This is a genomic window from Micromonospora sp. NPDC005298, assembly GCF_040607375.1.
GTDB lineage: Bacteria > Actinomycetota > Actinomycetes > Mycobacteriales > Micromonosporaceae > Micromonospora.
Map to the genome: position 1 here is coordinate 51,712 of NZ_JBEXGP010000028.1, position 19,244 is coordinate 70,955.

19 protein-coding genes and 1 pseudogene are annotated in these 19,244 nt (G+C 73.1%); 11 read left to right on the forward strand and 9 right to left on the reverse strand.

Annotated features, from left to right (window positions below; translation table 11 throughout):
- Positions 1 to 72: 72 nt before the first annotated feature.
- Complete coding sequence (locus ABZS77_RS26695; protein ID WP_354828224.1) at positions 73 to 1,059, forward strand: hypothetical protein; 987 nt, start codon at positions 73 to 75, stop codon at positions 1,057 to 1,059.
- Positions 1,060 to 1,062: 3 nt separating this feature from the next.
- Here the strand turns inward: ABZS77_RS26695 and ABZS77_RS26700 are convergent, their stop codons facing one another.
- Positions 1,063 to 1,851: a helix-turn-helix transcriptional regulator gene (locus ABZS77_RS26700; RefSeq protein ID WP_354828276.1), complete on the reverse strand. Its 789-nt coding sequence runs from the start codon at positions 1,849 to 1,851 to the stop codon at positions 1,063 to 1,065.
- A 131-nt stretch (positions 1,852 to 1,982) separates the two neighbouring features.
- Here ABZS77_RS26700 and ABZS77_RS26705 point away from each other — a divergent pair, with 131 nt between their 5' ends.
- The 3 genes from ABZS77_RS26705 (at position 1,983) to ABZS77_RS26715 (ending at position 4,297) form a co-directional block, all read left to right on the forward strand.
- Positions 1,983 to 2,354: a nuclear transport factor 2 family protein gene (locus ABZS77_RS26705; protein WP_354828226.1), complete on the forward strand. Its 372-nt coding sequence runs from the start codon at positions 1,983 to 1,985 to the stop codon at positions 2,352 to 2,354.
- A gap of 119 nt (positions 2,355 to 2,473) precedes the next feature.
- Entirely contained in the window at positions 2,474 to 3,352 is an 879-nt protein-coding gene (locus ABZS77_RS26710; RefSeq protein ID WP_354828228.1) for an alpha/beta hydrolase, read from the forward strand.
- A 9-nt stretch (positions 3,353 to 3,361) separates the two neighbouring features.
- Positions 3,362 to 4,297 (forward strand): acetamidase/formamidase family protein, encoded by a 936-nt coding sequence (locus ABZS77_RS26715; RefSeq protein ID WP_354828231.1) that lies wholly within the window; start codon positions 3,362 to 3,364, stop codon positions 4,295 to 4,297.
- Positions 4,298 to 4,350: 53 nt separating this feature from the next.
- Here the strand turns inward: ABZS77_RS26715 and ABZS77_RS26720 are convergent, their stop codons facing one another.
- Both ABZS77_RS26720 and ABZS77_RS26725 read right to left on the reverse strand, forming a co-directional pair.
- Positions 4,351 to 5,142, reverse strand: coding sequence for a serine protease (locus tag ABZS77_RS26720; RefSeq protein ID WP_354828234.1), 792 nt, complete (start codon positions 5,140 to 5,142; stop codon positions 4,351 to 4,353).
- Positions 5,143 to 5,299: 157 nt separating this feature from the next.
- Positions 5,300 to 6,241 carry a hypothetical protein gene (locus ABZS77_RS26725; protein ID WP_354828237.1) on the reverse strand — a complete coding sequence of 314 codons (942 nt, stop codon included), beginning with the start codon at positions 6,239 to 6,241 and terminating at the stop codon, positions 5,300 to 5,302.
- 241 nt (positions 6,242 to 6,482) lie between these two features.
- Here ABZS77_RS26725 and ABZS77_RS26730 point away from each other — a divergent pair, with 241 nt between their 5' ends.
- Entirely contained in the window at positions 6,483 to 7,463 is a 981-nt protein-coding gene (locus ABZS77_RS26730) for an ATP-binding cassette domain-containing protein (RefSeq protein ID WP_354828240.1), read from the forward strand.
- Positions 7,460 to 8,287, forward strand: a complete 828-nt coding sequence (locus ABZS77_RS26735) for an ABC transporter permease (RefSeq protein ID WP_354828243.1) — start codon at positions 7,460 to 7,462, stop codon at positions 8,285 to 8,287. Before ABZS77_RS26730 ends, ABZS77_RS26735 begins: the two co-directional genes overlap by 4 nt.
- 1 nt (position 8,288) lies before the next feature.
- On the opposite strand, the gene ABZS77_RS26740 is transcribed toward ABZS77_RS26735, so the two are convergent.
- The 3 genes from ABZS77_RS26740 to ABZS77_RS26750 all read right to left on the reverse strand — a co-directional run bounded on the left by ABZS77_RS26740 (position 8,289) and on the right by ABZS77_RS26750 (position 12,717).
- A complete protein-coding gene (locus ABZS77_RS26740) occupies positions 8,289 to 11,465 on the reverse strand; it encodes a BTAD domain-containing putative transcriptional regulator (protein ID WP_354828246.1) in 3,177 nt (1,058 codons plus the stop codon).
- Between the two features lie 59 nt (positions 11,466 to 11,524).
- A complete protein-coding gene (locus ABZS77_RS26745) occupies positions 11,525 to 11,917 on the reverse strand; it encodes a hypothetical protein (protein ID WP_354828278.1) in 393 nt (130 codons plus the stop codon).
- A gap of 332 nt (positions 11,918 to 12,249) precedes the next feature.
- The gene (locus ABZS77_RS26750; protein WP_354828248.1) at positions 12,250 to 12,717 is read right to left on the reverse strand and encodes a MarR family transcriptional regulator; all 468 of its coding nucleotides are present in this window, start codon (positions 12,715 to 12,717) and stop codon (positions 12,250 to 12,252) included.
- 96 nt (positions 12,718 to 12,813) lie between these two features.
- Between ABZS77_RS26750 and ABZS77_RS26755 the strand changes: the two genes are divergently transcribed.
- A complete protein-coding gene (locus ABZS77_RS26755; RefSeq protein ID WP_354828251.1) occupies positions 12,814 to 13,659 on the forward strand; it encodes an SDR family oxidoreductase in 846 nt (281 codons plus the stop codon).
- A 62-nt stretch (positions 13,660 to 13,721) separates the two neighbouring features.
- Here ABZS77_RS26755 and ABZS77_RS26760 read toward each other — a convergent pair whose 3' ends face one another.
- Positions 13,722 to 14,639, reverse strand: coding sequence for a pyridoxal-phosphate dependent enzyme (locus ABZS77_RS26760; RefSeq protein WP_354828254.1), 918 nt, complete (start codon positions 14,637 to 14,639; stop codon positions 13,722 to 13,724).
- Between the two features lie 183 nt (positions 14,640 to 14,822).
- Between ABZS77_RS26760 and ABZS77_RS26765 the strand changes: the two genes are divergently transcribed.
- Genes ABZS77_RS26765 through ABZS77_RS26775 form a run of 3 tightly spaced genes read left to right on the forward strand, consistent with a single transcriptional unit; the run spans position 14,823 to position 17,097 of the window.
- A complete protein-coding gene (locus tag ABZS77_RS26765; RefSeq protein WP_354828257.1) occupies positions 14,823 to 15,299 on the forward strand; it encodes an STAS domain-containing protein in 477 nt (158 codons plus the stop codon).
- 9 nt (positions 15,300 to 15,308) lie between these two features.
- A complete protein-coding gene (locus ABZS77_RS26770; protein ID WP_354828260.1) occupies positions 15,309 to 16,523 on the forward strand; it encodes a hypothetical protein in 1,215 nt (404 codons plus the stop codon).
- Complete coding sequence (locus ABZS77_RS26775) at positions 16,516 to 17,097, forward strand: hemerythrin domain-containing protein (protein ID WP_354828263.1); 582 nt, start codon at positions 16,516 to 16,518, stop codon at positions 17,095 to 17,097. The genes ABZS77_RS26770 and ABZS77_RS26775 overlap by 8 nt, the downstream gene beginning before the upstream one ends.
- A gap of 67 nt (positions 17,098 to 17,164) precedes the next feature.
- Here the strand turns inward: ABZS77_RS26775 and ABZS77_RS26780 are convergent, their stop codons facing one another.
- Positions 17,165 to 17,872 carry a GAF domain-containing protein gene (locus ABZS77_RS26780; protein WP_354828265.1) on the reverse strand — a complete coding sequence of 236 codons (708 nt, stop codon included), beginning with the start codon at positions 17,870 to 17,872 and terminating at the stop codon, positions 17,165 to 17,167.
- On the reverse strand, positions 17,869 to 18,582 hold the full coding sequence (locus ABZS77_RS26785; RefSeq protein ID WP_354828268.1) for a GAF and ANTAR domain-containing protein: 714 nt from the start codon (positions 18,580 to 18,582) through the stop codon (positions 17,869 to 17,871). Before ABZS77_RS26785 ends, ABZS77_RS26780 begins: the two co-directional genes overlap by 4 nt.
- Positions 18,583 to 19,151: 569 nt before the next feature.
- On the opposite strand from ABZS77_RS26785, the pseudogene ABZS77_RS26790 reads away from it, so the two are divergent.
- Positions 19,152 to 19,244: pseudogene (locus ABZS77_RS26790) on the forward strand (DivIVA domain-containing protein); the annotation flags it as partial.

Below are 19,244 nucleotides of genomic sequence, written 5' to 3' on the forward strand. Positions count from 1 at the left end.
CCACCCGTACACAATCGGCTTGTCCGGTGCGGGTGTGCGGACGAGCATGGCGGCATGGGCGGGGGTTCGGGTGTGCGATCGCCACTTCAGGGCGGGCTCCCGCCGAGCGGCCCGGTGGCCGGCGCGGTCGTGGAGATCGCCTGCGACGAGTCGGGGTTCTCGGGCACCAACCTGCTGCACTCGACCGCCCCGGTGATCACACACGCGAGTGTCGACCTGGTGGCCGACGAGGCCGTCGCGCTCGTCACCACGCTGCGCTCCGGGTTCCGGTTCTCGGCGCACGAGCTCAAGTCCGGGCAGTTCCTGCGTCGCCCGGGTGCGGGCGAGGCGCTCGAGTGGTTCCGCACGGCGTTGACCGGTCGCGCGCACGTCCACCTGATCGACAAGGAGTTCTTCCTCGTCACCCGCATCGTCGACTTCCTGCTGACCGAGCCGTCGTACGCGGCCGGCACCCGCCTGGCCCGCGACCAGGAGGCGGCCGCCCGCGCGCTGCACGAGGCGGGCCGTACGGCCGGGGGCGACTGGGCCGCCTTCCTGGCGGCGTTCGTGGATCTCGTCCGGATGAAGCGGCGGCCACCGACCGACCTGACGCTGCTGCGGTTCTTCCAGGCCCGGGACGCGCTGCTGGGTCACCGGCTCGGCGCGGCGGCGGACGCCGTCCTCGACGGGCTCCACCCGCAGCGCGTACGGGCCCTGGTGGCCCGGCTCGACGGTGACGACCGGTCGGTGCCCCCGCCGCTGGAGCCGTTGCTGCCGGCGCTCGCGGAGACGGTCCTGTCCTGGAGCGCCGGCCAGCGCCGGGTGCTGGTGACCCACGACGAGCAGAGCGCACTGACCGCCGACCGGTTGACCCGTCTCCAGCGGGTGCTGGCCGGCGCGTCGGTGGCCGGTGCGCTGCCGCCGGGGGTGTCTCCCCTGGCCGGCCTGCTCATGGTGGACTCCCGCGACGACCCGCGCGTGCAGGTCGCGGACCTGCTCGCCGGGGTGGCCCGGCGGATGCCGGGAGTCATCGGGGACGGGCTCCGCCAGCCACCGCCGGTCTCGTGTCCCGAGGGGTGACGCTCACGACGGGGCGAGCGTGCGCAGCGCCTCGGTGGTCGCCCCGTCGGCGGGGAAGAACGCCTCGACGGCCAGCCCGGAGACGGTGACGTCAAGCGGCGTGCCGAAGAGGGTGGTGGTGCTGACGAAGGCCAGTTCCCGGTCGTCGTGGCGGTACCGCAGTGGAACGAGGACCCGGGACAGGGCGTCACTGACCGGTGCCGGGTCGCCGCCGGGATAGCCGCGAAGCTCGTCGTGCAGGTCGCGCAGGACCGGGTCGTTTGTCGCGTCGGCCTGCTGGCGCAGGCGTTTGAGCAGGTGGGAGCGCCACTCGGGCAGGTTGAGGATGCGTGGCGCCATGCCGTCGGGGTGCAGGCTGAGGCGCAGCACGTTGATCGGGGGCGTGAGCAGGTGGGGCCGCGCGTCCGCGGTGAACAGGTCGACGGCGGGGTTGGCGTCCACGAGGTGCCAGTGCCGGTCGACGAGCAGCGCCGGGTACGGGCGATGCCCGTCGAGGATCTGCCGTACGGCGGCGCGTACCGGCGCCAGCTCGGGGTCGCTCAGCTCGTGACTGGGATAGGCGGGCGCGTAGCCGCCGGCGAGCAGCATCGTGTTGCGCTCGGCCAGCGGCATGTCCAGTTGTTCCGCAAGCCGCAGGATGAGATCCGGGCTGGGTCGGGATCGGCCGGTCTCGACGAAACTCAGGTGCCGGGTCGACACGCCCGCCTCGATCGACAGGTCGAGCTGACTCATCCCGCGATTCCGGCGCCAGTCCCGCAGCAGCTCCCCCACCGGCCGCCCGGCCCCGGTCATGATCGTCACTTCTCCGACCCTAGTTCCGCGGCGGCGCATGGACCATTACCTCCGACGTAATCGACAGCGCACCACGGCCCGGGAAAGGCTCGTCACCGGAAACAGCAGTTCCCGCTGACGAGGAGAGACCCATGACGACCGCGTTCGACAAGCTGGCCGAGCGGTACATCGCGACCTGGAACGAGACCGACCCGGAGCGACGACGCCGCGACATCGACGACCTGTGGGCCCCCGACGGGCGCTACGTGGACCCGATGGTGGTCGCCGAGGGCCGGGACGCGATCGACGCGACGATCGCCGCCGTGCAGAGCCAGTTCCCCGGCATGACGTTCCGGTTGGTCGGACCGGTCGACTCGCACCACAACCAGAGCCGTTTCACCTGGGAACTGGGGCCGGACGATGTCGAGGCGCCGGTCGTCGGTTTCGACGTGGCGGTGACCGACGACAACGGGCGGCTGACCCAGGTGCTGGGCTTCCTGGACCGGGTCCCCTCGGCGTCGTGACTCGCGTGGGCCGCGGACGCGCGGACGCCTCCGCGGCCCACCGGCGTCGGCGCCGAAAACAGCGCGCCACGCGCCCGTCGCACTCGGGAACGGGAACCGCCGGCCGTAGTGTCACCGGCATGACGGACATCCGGACGCACACTCTCTCCATTCCCGGCGTCGACCTCGTCTACGACGTCCGCGGCCCGCTGCCCCCGTCCGGCGACCACCGGACGCTGCTCATGATCGGTCAGCCGATGACGGCGGAGGGCTTCGGAGCGCTCGCGCCGCACTTCACGGACCGCACCGTCGTCACCTACGACCCGCGTGGACTGGGTCGCAGCGTCCGTACGGACGGCCGCTCGGACCACACGCCGCAGCAGCAGGCGGCCGACCTGCACGCGCTGGTGGAGGCGCTCGACGCCGGCCCGGTGGACGTGTTCGCCAGCAGTGGCGGCGCGGTGACCGCACTCGAACTGGTCGCCACCCACCCCGAGGACGTCGCCACGCTCGTGGCCCACGAACCGCCGATCAACGCGGTCCTTCCCGACGCCACTGCCGCCGAGCGCGCCCAGGCCGGCTGCCACGAGGCCTACCAGGCCAAGGGCCGCGGCGCGGGAATGGCCTCGTTCATCGCGATGACGTCCTGGCAGGGCGAGTTCACCGACGCCTACTTCGCCCAGCCCGCCCCCGACCCAGCGATGTTCGGGCTGCCTGCCGACGACGACGGGAGCCGCGACGACCCGCTGCTGTCGAGGAACTCGTCGGCGATCACCGACTACCGCCCCGACCCGACCCGGCTCACGGCGGCCCCCACCCGGATCGTCATCGCGGTCGGCGAGGAGTCGGCGGGGACGTACACCGCGCGCACCTCCCTGGCCACCGCGGCGCTGCTCGGTCAGGAGGCCGTGGTGTTCCCCAGCCACCACGGTGGATTCCTCGGCGTCGAGTCCGGTTACGCGGGCAAGCCCGAGGAGTTCGCCACCCGGCTGCGGGAGGTCCTGGACGGCGGGGCTTAGCCTGCGCAGATGCGACACACCCTCACCCCTGGCGACGCCACTCTGCACGGTCACTTCTCCGTCGACTTCCCGCCGGTGCTGACCATCGACCCCGGCGACACCGTCACCTACCGCACCCTGGACTGCTGGTGGTCGGCCGGCCCGTACCCCGGTGGGTACAACCGGGACCGCCCCCGGGTCCCGCAGCGGCAGCCGGACCACGGGCACGCGCTGATCGGTCCGGTCGCGGTACGCGGTGCGCGCGCCGGTCAGACCCTCGAGGTACGCGTCGACGCGATCACCCCGGGCGCCTGGGGCACCACCGTGGCCGGTGGTTGGCCGAGTGGCTTCAACGAGCGCTACGGCGTCGAGCACGACCAGGTGGTGCACTCCTGGGAGCTGGACGCGGTGGCGATGACCGGCCGCAACCAGCACGGCCACACCGTTGCGTTGCGCCCGTTCATGGGGGTGCTCGGCATGCCGCCGGCCGAGCCGGGGCGGCACTCGACGACCCCACCGCGACCGTACGGCGGCAACCTGGACTGCAAGGACCTGACGGCCGGCAGCACGCTGCTGCTGCCGATCCCGGTCGACGGCGCTCTGTTCTCGGTCGGGGACGGGCACGCCGCGCAGGGCGACGGGGAGGTCGGCGGCACCGCGATCGAGTGTCCGATGGAGGAGGTGACGTTGACCTTCGACGTCCGGGACGACTTCCCGATCACCGGCCCGGTCGCCCGTACCGCGGATGCCTGGTTGACGCTCGGCGTCGGCGCGTCCCTCGACGACGCCACGTTCATGGCGCTGGACTCGATGCTCACCCTGCTGCAACGGTCGCACGGTGTCAGCCGCGCGGACGCGGCCGCGCTGGCCAGCGTCGCGGTCGACGTACGGGTGACGCAGATCGTCAACGAGACCGTCGGCGCGCACGCGGTGCTGCGTGACGACGCGTTGCGGTTTCCCGGCTGACGACGGCAGGGCGGCCCGGACAGCGTCGTCCGGGCCGCCCGCTCGGCCGTACGTCAGCCGCCGAGGCTCGCGGCGGCCGAGGCGATCGACGAGGCGAAGTAGCTCACCTGGGTGTAGACGCCCGGGTAGTTGGGTCGGGCGCAGCCGTTGCCCCAGCTGACGATGCCCACCTGGATCCAGGCGTTGTTGGCGTCGCGGCGGAACATCGGGCCACCCGAGTCGCCCTGGCAGGTGTCGACGCCGCCGCTGGCGTACCCGGCGCAGATCTCCTGGGCGGCGATGATGTCGCCACCGTAGTAGGAGTTGCAGGTCGAGTCGCTGACGAACGGCACGGTCGCCTTGAGCAGGTAGCGCTGCTGGCCGCCACCCTCGCGGGCCGCGCCCCAGCCGGCGACCGTGAACGTGCCGCTGTCGTAGGCGGTCGTGTTGGCGATCTTCAGGGTGCTCAGCCCGGTGACGGGGCTGGCCAGCCGGATCAGTGCCCAGTCCCGGCCGCTGCCGTTGTAGCCGGGGGCGCGGTAGACGTAGTTCGACCGGACGGTGATCCGGCTGGACGACTGGAGGTCGACCGCGCCGAGGGTCGCGGTGATGCTGGTGTTGGTGCCGGTGGCGCCCACGCAGTGCGCCGCGGTGAGCACCAGTTGCGGGCTGTACAGCGCGCCGCCGCAGCCCATCGAGAGACGCACCATGAAGGGGAACTCGCCCTGCGCGGCGCGGGTGCCGCCCACGACGTTCGGAGTGACGGGGCTGTCGGCGGCGGCCGGAGCCGTGAGGATGAGGCTGCCCGCGGTCACCGCGGCCAGCGCGGTGGCCAGGAGGCCGGTGAGAGTGCGCCAGCGAACCATGCATTCCTCCGCATCGGTACGGCGCGCCCCGTGAGCGCACCGGATCGGGATAGCGGTCATCATATTGACGCATGTGGATGTTGCGGGTCATCCCCTCTGGGTCGTACTCCCCGGGTTATGGGCCACCGCGGCCGATCCGGCGCGGCGGGGTCCGGGCTCACCGCGCCACAGACTCCTGGCCGGCCAGCACCACCAGCTCGTCGGCGCGCGCCGGTGTCGACGCGCCGGCCCCGTCGAGCCAGACGAGATAGCCCTCCGGCGGACCCGACCGACCCCAACGGGCGCCGACGATGGTGCCCGCCCGCACCTCGCTCGATCCGTCGAGCAGGCGTACCCGGGTGCCCGGAGCATGACCGTCGTCGGCCACGACGAGCAGCGCGTCGAGGATCTGCCGGACTCCGCTGACCGACAACTCCGGCACGTACGGCTCACCGTCCGGACCCACCCGTGGGGTCCTCGTCGCGCGAAGGAACGCCTCCTGCCGCACCGCCGAGTGGCGGATCCGCCAGTCCGCGCTGCGCTCGGCGGCCGCCAACGCCCCCTCGACCGCCGGCCACAGCAGCACCGGCTCCCGGTCGAGCAGCCGGCGGACCTCCCTGTCGACGTCCGCACAGGCCATGTCGAGGGCGGTCTCCTCACCGAGCTCCGCGATCCACGCCAGGTCGCCCACCTCCGGCAGCAGCCCCGGCGACTCGACCGCGACCACGACGTACAGCAGCGCGAGCAGTTCCTCGCGGTCCGCACCGTGGTAGAGCGGGCCCACGCCGGAGCCCGGACGGCCCCGGCCGGGCGGGAAACGCTCGACGAGGTGCCGGGCGCGACCGTCCGGCAGGGCGGCGGCCCGCCGCAGGTCCGCCACCCGCTCCTCGAGCGAGCGCCGCTCACGGCGGTCGACGAGCAGTTGGCGGTACGGGTCGAAGCCGATCGGGTAGATCGTCCGCCCGTACGTGGACAGGATCTCCCCCGGTCGCAGACCGACCGACTCGATCTGCCGCGCGGCCACCGAGTAGGCAACCCCCGCGCGGGCGGCCTGCGCCCGGATGGCGCGCTTGCGGGCGCGTCCCGAGGTCGGGGTACGGCGTTGGTCGTGCTCAGACATGACGCCCTCCGGTGCTGCCCCACGCGCGTACACCGAACAGGCGGCGTGCGGGCACGCCGACGGTCGACACGACGGCGCGGAGTCGGTGACTCTTGGCCCCAGCATGTGGTCTCTGGCGTGGGCCACCACATCGGGCACGGGCAGGCGCTCTGCCGCCGCCATCGTATCGCGGCAGTCGTGTCGGTGGGGGTGTCGGCGCCGTGTCGGCGCGGTGTCGGCGGGCCGGCGCAGGCTGTGGGACATGACAGCTGACCTGGTGATCGAGGCCGAGGGCCTCGTGAAGAACTTCGGGAAGACGAGGGCGCTCCAAGGCGTCGACCTCGCCGTGCCCCGGGGGACGGTGCTCGGGGTCCTCGGACCCAACGGCGCCGGCAAGACCACCGCCGTACGCATCCTCTCCACGCTCCTCACCCCGGACTCCGGCACCGCCCGGATCGGCGGATTCGACGTCGTCCGCGACGCCGAGCGGGTCCGTCGGAGCATCGGCCTCACCGGCCAGTACGCGTCGGTCGACGAGGACCTGACCGGACGGCAGAACCTGGAACTGTTCGGGACGCTGCTGGAGCTGGGCCGTGCCGGCGCCCGGCGGCGGGCCGCCGAACTGCTCGACTGGTTCGACCTGACCGAGGCCGCCGGCCGGCCGGCGAAGACGTACTCGGGCGGCATGCGCCGGCGGTTGGACCTGGCCGCGAGCCTCGTCGGATCACCCGAGGTGATCTTCCTGGACGAGCCGACGACAGGCCTCGACCCGGCCAAGCGTGAGGACATGTGGGAGGTGGTCCGCTCGCTCGTCACCAACGGCTCGACGGTGCTGCTCACCACCCAGTACCTGGAGGAGGCCGACGCGCTCGCCGACTCGATCACGGTGATCGACCATGGTCGGGTCATCGCGCACGACACCCCGGAAGGGCTCAAGCGGGTGGTCGGCGGGCAGACCCTTGAGGTCCGGCCGTCGCTGCTGGCGGACCTGCCCCGGACCGCGGCCATCCTGTCCGAGGTCGGCTCGGGCGCGCAGGCCGACGAGATCCGCAAGGGCGTGCTCGCGGTGCCGGTCACCGACGACCGGGCGCTGACCGAGAGCGTCGCGCGGTTCGCCGCCGCCGGCGTCGCGGTCACCGAACTCTCCCTGCACCTGCCGAGCCTGGACGAGGTGTTCTTCACCCTCACCGGCCGTACGGCATCCGAGGACGACACCACCCACCGCACGGAGGTCGCGGCATGAGCACCCTGGTCGGCGCACCACCCACGGCGGGCCCCGCCCTGTCGACCGTCGCGGCGAACCCGCGACCGTTCCGGCTCGTCCGACACTCGCTGGCACTGGCCAAGCGCAGCCTCATCAAGACCTGGCGTACGCCCGAGGCACTGATCGACGTCACGCTGCAACCGGTGCTGTTCCTCATCATCTTCGTGTACGTCTTCGGTGGCGCGGTCGCCGGGTCCACCCACGACTACCTGCAGTTCCTGCTGCCCGGAATCCTGGCGCAGACCATCGCCACCGGGGCCATCGCGATCGGCGTCAACCTCAACACCGACATCGCCAAGGGCATCTTCGACAGGTTCCGCTCACTGCCGATCCCCCGCTCCGCACCGCTCGTCGGCGCGGTCCTGGGCGACGTCGTCCGGTACGTGATCGTCACGGTCTCGACCCTCGCGATCGGCTACCTGATGGGCTTCCGGATCGAAACCGACCCGTTCCGGGCGATCGCCGGCTGCCTGCTCGCGGTGCTGTTCGCGCTCTGCCTGAGCTGGCTGCCGGTGTACGTGTCGATGAAGGTCCGCACCCCGGGCGCCGTGCAGGGCCTGATGTTCGCGCTGATCATGCCGCTGAGCTTCGCGTCCAACGTGTTCGTCGGCGCGGACACCCTGCCGGGCTGGATGCGGGCCTTCGTGGACGTCAACCCGATGACCCACCTGGTGGACTCGGTACGCGGGCTGTTCCTCGGCACCCCACTGGGCTCCCACGTGTGGTGGACCCTCGCCTGGTGCGTCGGTTTCGTGGCGGTGTTCATGCCGCTGGCGCTGCGCGCGTACCGCCGGAAGATCTGACCTACGCGAGCAGGTCGCCCATCAGCTCGCGGATGCGGGCGACCACGACGGCGACCGGTCGCCCGCGCCACGCGGCAAGCGACGGCTCACGCTGCTCCTCGTCCCCGAGGACGGCGTCGAGCCGTTCGCCGTGCCCGAGGGGGAAGAGCGTCTCGACGTGGGTGCCGATCCGCGTCCCGAGCGCGGACAGCTCGCGGGCGGTGCCGGCGTCGCCCCGGTACGCGGCGAGTTCGGCGCCGCCGAGCGCCCACGCCCCGATCACCGGCAGGTCCCGGGCGGCCAGCGCGTCGTCGGCGGCGACCGCCAGCAGGGTCGCCACCTGCGGACCGACCTCGTCCATCGGAGTCCGGCACACCTCGGCCACCCGCAGACGCAGCACCGCCACCGCGACCCGGAGCAGGGCACGCGGCTGCGGCGGCGGTCCGACGTCCTGGCTGAGTGTGCGGATCACGCCGTCGGCGTGCGCGAGCGCCTCGTCGTACCGTGCCCGCTGCCAGGCGAGGTGCGCCCGACCGAGACGCGCCTGGGCGACGTCCATCTGCTCGGCCTGGTCCGAGGTCGCCGTCTCGGTCAACCGTCGCTCGGCCTCCGCGTCCCCGGACAGGGCGAGCTGCATGTCCAGCCGCACCCGGATCGACCGCGCGTCCTGCGTGGCGCCGATCATCTCCATGTGCCGGACACTGCGCGCCAGCCAGTCGGCCGCCCGGGCCTCCCCGGCCGGCGTCACGAACTGCCCCACGGCTCCGGCCGCCATGGCCATGCCCCAGTGGTCGCCGACCGCCTCGAAACGGTGGTACGCCCGCTCGGCGTCGGCGATCGACTCCTGCGGCATGCCGCCGTTCTCCCGTACCGCCGCGCGGGCGAACAGGCCGAGCCCCTGCACGTACGGGTCCGGGTGCGCGATCATCTCGGTCGCGCTCTCCAGGCTCTTGTCCAGGTCGGACTCGTCGAAACCGGGCAGCGCCGACGCGAGCGCGGTCATCCGGGGCGACAGCTCGGCGGGCCGATCGGCCAAAAGTCTGCGAAGGATCCGCCGGGCCAGCCCGGCGAGTCGTAGTTCACCGCTGATGCCGGCGTTCACCCCGATCAGCAGGGACAGCCAGGCGAGCCGGTCGGCGTCGGGCAGGGGGCGGCCGACGGCCGGCCCCTGGATCGCCGAGTGTCGCCGCCGTTGCGGATCGTCGACGTGCAGCAGGCCCCGCGCCCACCCGCAGACCTCGAGGTGCAGGCCGCGCACCGTCCAGAGGTGCAGCAGGGCGGTGGCCACGTCGACGACGGCCGGCTCGTCGTCTCGCCCGAGCGCCCAGCGCAGACCCGCGGTCAGGTTGTCCTGCTCGGTGGCGCAGGCGTCGAGCGCCTCGACCTGCCCCGGACCGATGAACCGGCCGCCCAGGTCGACGGCCCGCTCCCGTGCCCAGTCGACCAGCCCGGACATGGTCCGCTCCCGGTCGCCGACCGCGTCGAGGCGGGCTTCGCCGTACTCACGGACGGTCTCGAGCATCCGGTAGCGGGGCGGCCCCTCCCCGACGACCAGGGTCAGGAGGGACTGTTCGACAAGCGACGCCAGACCAGGTCGTACGTCCGGGGTTCCCGCGACCGAGGCGGCGAGGTCGGCGGTGAACGCGGCCGGGACGACCGCCACCCGCTGGAGCAGCTCCCGGTCGTTCGGGGCGAGCAGCTCGCGGCTCCAGTCGACCATCGCCCACAGGCTCGCGTGCCGCTCCGGCAGGCCACGCAGCGCGTCGTCGAGCAGCGCGAACCGGTCGGTGAGGCCGGCGAGCACGTCGTCGATCGGCATGTGCCGCAGCCGCGCGGCGGCCAGTTCGAGCGCCAACGGCAGGTTGTCGAGCCGGTGGCACAGGGCGAGGGCCCGTTCGTCGTCCCAGGTCGGCACCGCGCCGCCGGCCCGCGCCCGGGACTCGATCAGGGCGAGCGCGTCGGCGTCGGGCAGGGCGGTGAGCCGGTGCACCAGTTCACCGGCCAGGCCCAGCGGCGCCCGGCTCGTCGCGAGCACCGCGACCTCCGGTGAGGCCACCGCGACCAGGTCCGCGACCACGGTGGCCGCCGCGTCCAGGACGTGTTCGCAGTTGTCGAGCACCAGCAGCCCGTCCAGGTCCGGTGCCACCGCCCGCAGCCGCTGCACCGGGCTGAGGACCCGCCGTTCCAGGCCCAGGTTGCCGCCGGTCGCCGAGGTGTCCGCCCCGCCCAGCGCGGCGAGCACGGTGGGCAGCACCTCGTCGGGCGAGCGCAGACCGGCCAGTTCGATCACGCGTACCGCCTGGCCGGCCGCCGCCGAACGCCTCGCCACCTCGGCGGCGAGGCGGGTCTTGCCCGAACCGCCGGTCGCCACGATCGTCACCACCGCGGCGCCGGTGAGCGCGTCGGCGACGGCTTCGACGTCACGCTCCCGCCCGACGAGGGCGGTCAGGGGCCGACGCCACGCGGCGGGCAGCGCGGTCCGCGCCGGCTGCCGGGGCGGCGCCACGACGGGCGGTGTGGTGAGTTCGCCGCGCAGCAGGGCCAGGTGGACCTCGGCGATCACCGGCGACGGGTCGGTGCCGTACCGGTCGGCGAGGTCGGCGCGCAGCCGCTCGATCACCTCCAACGCCTCGGCGTCGCGCCCCTGGGCGGCGAGCACCCGGACCAGCAGCGCGGCCGACGGCTCGTCCGGCGGCGTACGCGCGGCGAGCCGGCGCAGGTCCGCCTCGTCGAACGGCCCCGCACCGGCGAGCGCCGCCCGCGCGCGCAGGGCGGCGACGTCCGCGAACAGTCGGGCGTCGTCGGGGGCGTCGAGATCGGGCACCTCGGGGAACAACGCCCGCGCCCGGTCGGCCGCGTCCCGGGCGGTGGGCAGCTGACCTGCCCGGAATGCCGAGGTCGCCCGCTCCACGAGCGCCCGTGCCTCGACCACGTCGACGGTGACCTCGTCGGCGGGCAGCCGGTATCCGCCCGGCACCGCGACGACCGGCAGCCCGAGCCGGCGGACCCGGGCCACCAGAGCCTGGACGGCGCCCGTCGCGTCGTCGGGCGGCGCGCCGTCCCAGACGGCGTCCACGAGCAGCGTGGTGGAGACCGCCCGCCCGCGCGCGTCGACCAGGGCGCGCACCACCGCCGCGAGCCGCTCGCCCCGGACCGGACGACCGTCGACGGCGAGCGGGCCGAGGATCGTGATCTGCACGCCCCCCAGCATCCCCCACCCGGCTCAGCGTGCCGTCGGCAACCCGACGGACGTACCGGTCAGCCGTGGTCGCGCAGCGCCCACTCGTCGGTTCGGGCACCGGACACGGCCGGCTCGCCGAGCGCAACGCCCCGCAGGTCGAGCAGCAGGGAATCCGGGCGGGCAGGAACTTTTCGCCCGACGCGGCCGACCACACAGACGCCACAGCCACCAGGGAGAGGAACGTTCATGCCCAGTACCACCACCACCGGCGGACGCCGCCGCACTGTCGCCGTCCTCGCCGCCCGGGCCCTCCTGGCGTCAGGTGCCGCGGCGTGCACGGACACCTCGTCGTCCCCCGCCGCCGGTCCCTCGGCAACGGCGTCGGCGAACGCCGCCGCTGGTGTCGTGGGCGTGCGCGCGGCGCCGGCGTCGAGCCGGGCGGCCACACCCAACGCAACCTGTTCGGTCAACTCGACGGCACCGCCAACCCCCGACCGGGCGCAGCGCTGGACAGCGCACTCGACGTCGCGGCCCGCGATGGGCGCGCTGCCCTCGTCACCGCGACGCGGCTGGGGGTCGCTGTTCGCATGGTCACTGACTCCTCACTCCGATCGGACCGGATCCGGTGCGAGATGCCGCCGCCGTGTCCTTCCGATCCTCGGGTTGGGTCGGTGGGGCCACATCACGTGATCGCGCCATAGCGGCGTGCCGGACCGGGGACGGTGGGGACGATTCGACGCACCGTCGCCCCTGGTGCGCCCACCGGTGGCCGGTCCGGGCCGCCCGGCCGCCCCGGCAGGTGTCAGGCCTCGGTGTCGTGGCCGCCCGCCGGGAGGCTCTGCGCACTGCGGCCCAGCGCCGTCCGGAACTCCCGGTACGGCGCCGAGCCGAGCGCGTCCGCGAGGGTGCGCTCGATCTGGTCGACGATGCCGTCGGTCACCTCCATGAACCGGAGCCCCCGGTCGGTCGGCACGATCAGTTTGGCCCGACGGTCGGCCGGGTCGGGCGTACGCCTGACGTAGCCCAGCCGCTCCAGCTCGTCGAGGATCGCCCCCATCGTCTGCTTGTTCCGCCCGGCGAGCCGGGCCAGTTCGCCCGGGCGGGTGCCCTCCGGGTCGAGGTACGCGAGCACCGCCCCGTGACGGGGCCGGGCGTCGTCGAACCCGCGCTCCGCGGCGCGGGCGAAGATCTCGCGCTGGACGCGCGCGGAGAGCTGCACGGCCAGGATGCCGAGATCCGGGTCCTGCTCCTTGCGTGTGCTGCGCCTCATAATTTGGTCCAATCATTGGACAGTACAAGTTTTGGACTATAACGTTCGGGCCGTACCTGCGGTCCGAACACGGGCCGCCTGACCGGGAGGCCACCCATGACCATTCTGATCACCGGCGCGACGGGCACCGTGTCGAGGGAGGTGCTGCGCAACCTCGCCGGCAGGCAGCCGGTGCGCGCCCTCGTGCGGGACCTGTCGCGCGCGCCACGGCTCGACGGCGTCGACTACACAGTCGGCGACCTCGACAGCCCAGCCACACTCACCGCCGCCTTCCAGGGCGTGACGACACTGTGGCTGCTCACGCCGATGGGTCCGGCGGCCCCGAGCCAGAGCATGAACGCCGTGTGGGCCGCCCGGCAGGCGGGCGTACGGCACATCGTCCGGCTCTCCGCCATCGGCGCCGCGCACGACGCGCCGACCCGCAACGGACGGTTGCACGCGCTCTCCGACGCCGAACTACAGGCGTCGGGCATCGCGTGGACCATCCTGCGCCCGAGTTTCTTCATGCAGAACCTGCTCGCCTCAAAGGCCGGGGAGCACCTCTACGGGGTCTTCGGCGACGCGCGCGTCGGTGCCGTCGACGTACGCGACATCGCCGCCGTCGGGGCCGAGATCCTCATCGCGCCCGAGCGGCACGAGGGCATGGTCTACACGCCCACGGGGCCGGAGAGCATCACCCTCGACGAGGCCGCGCACGACATCGCCGAGGCGCTGGGAGAGCCGGTGCGCTACGTACCCCAGACTGCCGAGCAGATTCGCGACAACCTGCTCCGGGCGGGCCTCGACACGTGGTCGGCGGAGGTCCTCGCCGAGTACCGGGTCGCCTACGGCTCCGGCTGGGGCGACTTCACCACCGACCACGTCGCCCGGGTCGCCGGCCGGCCGCCCCGCAGCTTCGCCCAGTTCGCCCGCGACCACAAGGACCTGTTCGCCAACGCCTGACCGGCACCCACCTGTCGTGCCCCGGCACTGAGCGCCAGGGGGCACCACAGGCGGCGTCCGGGTCAGGGAGAGGTCGGGCGGACCGGCATGTGGTCCCCGAATTCGGGATGGCCGAAGAGCCCCGGAAGTCCACCGCTGTGCAGGAAGACGACCCGGTCGCCGTGCGGGAAGCTGCCGGCCAGCAGCGCCGCCATCGCGCGACCGGTGTACGTCGGATCCAGGAACACACCCTCCTCGCGGGCGGTCACGGACAGGGCGGACCGCACGGAGTCGCTTACCGTGCCGTACCCCGCGCCCACCTGTGACCCGTCGATGCGCAACGCCCCCGGTTCGACCTCGCCGTCGAGCAGCCCGGTGACCGCGGCACGGGGGTCGGCTACCGCACCGGTGTCCACCCCCACCACGCGACCGGCGCCCAGTTCACGGACCAGCCCGGCCATCATGCCGCCGGAGCCGACCGCCACCACGACCTCGGCCCGGTCGATATCCGGCACCTGGGCGCGCAACTCCCGGCCGCAGTCCACGTAGCCCTGCACCGATGCGGGCGAGCTGCCGCCGAACGGGATGACGTACGCCGAACGCCTCCGCGCCTCGACCGCCACCACCTCGGCGAGCGGGCGGTCCCCGCACCAGACGATCTCCGCACCGGCCAGCTCGTCGAGGAGCAGGTTTCCGCGCCGGTGCGCAGCGGGCGGGCCGGCGAGCACCAGCACGCAGCGCAGGCCCAGCCGCGCGGCCGCCGCGGCGGTCAGCCGCGCGTGGTTGCTCTGCGGTCCGCCCGACGTGATGACAGTGGTGGCACCGGCGGCGAGCGCCTCCGCGCAGGTGTACCGCAGCTTGCGGACCTTGTTGCCGCCTGCGCCGAGGCCGGCGAGGTCGTCGCGCTTGAACCACAGGTCTGCCAGTCCCATTCGGACGGCGAGGCGCGGCGCGACCTCCAGGGGGGTCGGCCACGTACCCAGGGAGACGGGGATCGTCATCCGCACAGCTAACCACCCGCGCCCCGGGGTCCACGCCACGCCGGCCCGCCGGCCGGTTGTTTCCCGTCCCGCAACGGTGGGTAGTGTGGTTGTCGGGTCAAGACATGCGCCCTCCAGTGGTCAACCCTGCCTCGGCACCGAGCCCGGCGGGTCGACCACCCCCATCGAGGGCGGAGGCAGCATGTGACCACCGACGTTCCGGCCGACAGGCCTCCGCCAAGCGGCCCGCACGCGCCGATCATGTCCCTGGCGCTGAACCGCGACGGCTCCACAAGCGTGATCAGCGTCGCTGGTGAGATCGACATGAGCACCGCCCACCTGCTCACCGAGCAGGTGGAACTCCTCTGCCGGGAACCCGTACCCCTGATCGCGGTGGACCTGTCGGCGGTCCGTTTCCTCGGCGCACACGGGATCACCGCCCTGCTCCAGGCCAGCAAGCTCACCGCCTCGGCCGGAGCCCGGCTCACCCTGCGCAACCCCTCACCGTTCGTACTCCGCGTCCTGGGCGCGGCCGGGGTGATGCGTCACCTCGACCTCGCCGGCGCGCCGGGACCGGGCGACACCGTGCTCATCGACCTCGTCGCGCGGCACACCCGTCCCCCACCGGCGCGGATGCCCGCCGACCACACGATCGGGCACCGCCACCATTCCCTGAGCTGAAGGAGAGACATGTTCAATCCACTGGATCACAAGGGGATCCCACTGGAGAGCCAGATCCGCAACTGGCGCGAGCTGAACGTCGAGCCGATCGACCCCGAGGCCGTCGACCCGTACACCCGCTGCCGGATCATCACCATGAACGGCATCGAGGTCGAGGCGATCAACTTCCAGCACCAGTTCGCCCGCAACTGCCCGGACCAGGAGGTCCGCCGGCAGCTCGCCTACGTCCGGTACGTGGAGAGCCAGCAGCAGCGGGTGGTGAACTGGCTCCTGCCCGGCGTGGCAAGCGTCCTGGAGACGACGCTCGGCTACGAGCAGGTCGCCGTGGACCTCACCGCCTGGGTGGCCCGCCACGAGCCGGACCCCTACCTCAAGCAGGCGTACGAGTTCGGCGTCCTGGAGGACTTCGACCACCTGTACCGCTACGCCAACCTCTACGAGATGGTCGAGCGGCGCAAGGCGGAGAAGATCGTCAACGGTCTCACCGAGGTCATGCCCGGTCGGCCGACCGTCCAGGAGCACCGGCACCCCTTCGACGAGGTGCGGACCCCGTACGACCGCGACTCGGTGGACCCGCGATCCAAGCTGCACGCGCTGACGATCCTCTCGGCCGAGCAGCAGGTGATGTTCTACTACATGAACGTCGGCCCGCAGTACATGGAGCCGATCGCCCGCCAGCTCTACCAGGAGATCAGCCTGATCGAGCAGGAGCACGTCACCCACTACGAGTCGCTGCTGGACCCGGGCGAGAACTGGTGGGAGCGGCTGCTCACCCACGAGTACAACGAGTGCTGGCTCTACTACTCGTTCCTGCAACAGGAGAGCGACCCCCGGATCAAGGCGGTCTGGGAACTGCACCTGCAGATGGAGCTGGCCCACCTCCAGCAGGCCGCCGACCTGCTGCGCCGGCACGACGGGCGGGAACCCGAGGAGATCGTCGGCAGCGCCGGGCTGCCGGAGCCGCTGACGTTCGAGCCCAACAAGGACTACCTGCGGCACCTGCTGGCGACCCAGGTCGACGTGACCAAGCTCGGTGAGGGTTACGTCCGCGAGGCCCACGAGCGCTTCGAGTGGATGCAGCAGCAGCTGCACGACGGTCAGAAGCCGCCGAGCGAGCAGGTCGTCGACATGCACCGGGAGCGCTTCGGCGACGAGTACCGCATCGAGACCGAGGGGCCGCACCCGGTCGAGTCGCTGCGTTCGCGGGGAGGCAGCCATGCCTGAGACCGGCACCCCGGCCACGCCGGGACCCGAGGAGGACGTGGTCGACCTGCTGCTCGCCCAGCACGCCCAGATCGAGCAGCTCTTCCTGCTGGTCATCGGCAGCACCGGCGACACCCGCCGGGAGGCCTTCGACGACCTGGTCAAGCTGCTCGCCGCACACGAGACCGCCGAGGAGGAGGTCGTCCACCCGCTGGCCCGCAGCCTGCCCGGCGGTGGCGGCGACGCCATGGTCGACGACCGGCTCGAGGAGGAACGGCAGGCGAAGGAGACACTGCGGACGTTGATCGCCGGCGGTGTGGACGCCGACGGCTTCGACACCGGCATCATCCTGCTGCGCAAGGCCGTGCTCACCCACGCCCGCTACGAGGAGCGCTACGAGTTCCCCCAGCTACGCCAGCACGTCCCGGCCGAGCGGCTGCGGAGCCTCGCCGCCGCCGTCCGGGCGGCCGAGAAGACCGCGCCGACCCGGCCGCACCCCAGCACCCAGTCCGCGACGGGCAACCTGGCCGCCGGTCCGGCGCTGGCCGTCATCGACCGGGTCCGTGACGCGGTGCGCAAACCCTCGGACAGCTGACCCGAGGCCAGGCGGAGGGCCGCCCGTGTTCCGGCACGGTCGGCCCTTCGCCGTCACCACTCCCGGGTCAGCGCGCGTACTGCCGGAGGATGGCCGTCGCGGTACCCGGCAACGAGCCGCCGGATCCGGTTTCCTCGACGAGCCGCCGGTAGGCCGCCCCCACCGGGACGTTGTCCCGGTCCATCAACACGCCGAGCGCCCGCTGGACGAGGTCGCGGGTGCGCAGAGCGCCCGCGAGCCCCAGCAGGAGCTGTTCGCTGCCGGCGTCCATCCGCGCCGGCACCGGGGTGGATCCACCTCCGTAACAGGCCTGGACCCGCTGGATCAGCAGCCGCATGCCCGCGACCTCACGGCCGTAGAGATTGAGCCCGGCGACCGGAACGCCGCTGCCGGCGAAGAGGGGAATCGACAGCGAGGCGCGGATCCCGTACCGCCAGGCCACGTCCCGGAAGCCGGGCCACACCACCGCGCCGACCACATCGGGTACGCCTACCGTCTCGCCCGAGTGCAGCGCCAGCAGACAGGGGCCAGCCTGGTCCGCGTACTGGGCCTCGTCGACGGCCTGGGCCGCCTCGGCGCTCCGGGCTTGGGTGCGGTGCCCCGGCCCGGCGGGCACGGTCACCGAGGCGAAGTCGACCGGGTCCACCACCGACGCGCTCAGCCGGACGATCGTACTGAGGTGGTCCGGCAGTGCCACCGAGTCGTCGGGCAGGCCGGCGAGGGCGAGCAGCGCCTCGGACAGTTCGTCGGATCGCCGCTCCTGGCCCGCCCTCATACCCGGGAACCCCGCGCCGCCCTGGCCACGAGAGCCTCCGCGACCTCGCGCACCTTGCGGTTGGTGTCCTGGGAGATCTTCGACAGCAGCGCGAACGCCTCCTCCGGCGAGCAGCGCCGGTCACCCATGATGATCCCCTTGGCCTGCTCGATCACCGCCCGGCTCCGCATCGCCTCCCGCATCTGCTCGGCCAGCGTGGCGGCGTTGTCGTACAGGTGCGCGTTGGCCAGGGCGACCGCCGCGTACGCCGCGAATCCCTCCGCGACGGCTATCGCCGGCGGGTCGAAGGCGTTCGGCGAGGCGCCGTAGAAGTTCAGCGCACCCACCACCGAATCCTGGATCGGCAGGCCGATCGACAGCGAACTCCCGGCGCCGGCGGTGCGGGCGACCTGTGCCCAGGTCGGCCAGCGCTGCTCGGCGACCATGTCCGGTACAGAGATGGTGTCGCCGCTCGCGGAGGCGTCCAGGCACGGACCCCGGTGCTCCTCGTACTGCCACTCGTCCAGGTGACGGGCGAGGTGGCCGGTGAACGCGGCCGTCCAGCCGGCCTGACCCCGTACGAGGGTCACCGACACCTCGATGGCACCGGGAACGCTCCGGCTGGCCAGTTCGGCGGTGCGGCTCAACATGTCGTCGAGGCTGGTCTCGTCCAGCCGGATCCGGCCCAACTCGGCCAGCGCGTCCGCGGGATCCAGGTTCGGCTGCGTCATCGCGGGAGTCCTTGTCGGCCGGCGTGCGCCGGCGGGTCGGGGGCCACGGACCGGCGGTCACCCCGGCAGCATCTGACGGAACGGCCGTCGTGGCTTTTGTCCCTACCCTCGGCCTGACCCGCTCACACCTGCGCGGCCTCCGCGCCGGTACGGGCCGGCGCGGTCAGAGCTGCGGGTCAGGGCCGTCCGGCCTCGGCCGACGGGGTGCTCGCGCGGCGGCGAGGGGTCTCCGAGCCCGGTCGCGGGTCCGCGTCGTCGCGCCGGCGCTGCCGGGGTCGCGGCGCTGGCCGTTGCTCGGTGGCGCCGTCCACGGGGTTGGAGGACGTGCCGGGTGGCGTGACGCGGCTCGCCGCCGCGTCCACGAGGTCCGGCAGGTCCCGCCCGACCACCAGCGGCAACTCCCGGGTGTGCCCGGCGAGCGGTCCCGTCTCCGCCAGCGGGTCGGCGACCCGGGCCACCCGGGCCCGTCCGGTCGCGGTTCGCGCCGTCGGTGTGGCGGTCCGGTTCGTCGCGGTCGACGCGGTGGTGGTCGGCGCGGCGGCGGCCGGCACGGTCGCGGTCGGCGCGGCGAGCCGGATTCCCAGGCCGTGCCGCTGCCCGGCACCCGGCCGCTGCGCGAATCCGACGTGGGAGCGGTCCGTTTCGACACCGGCCTGCGCGGG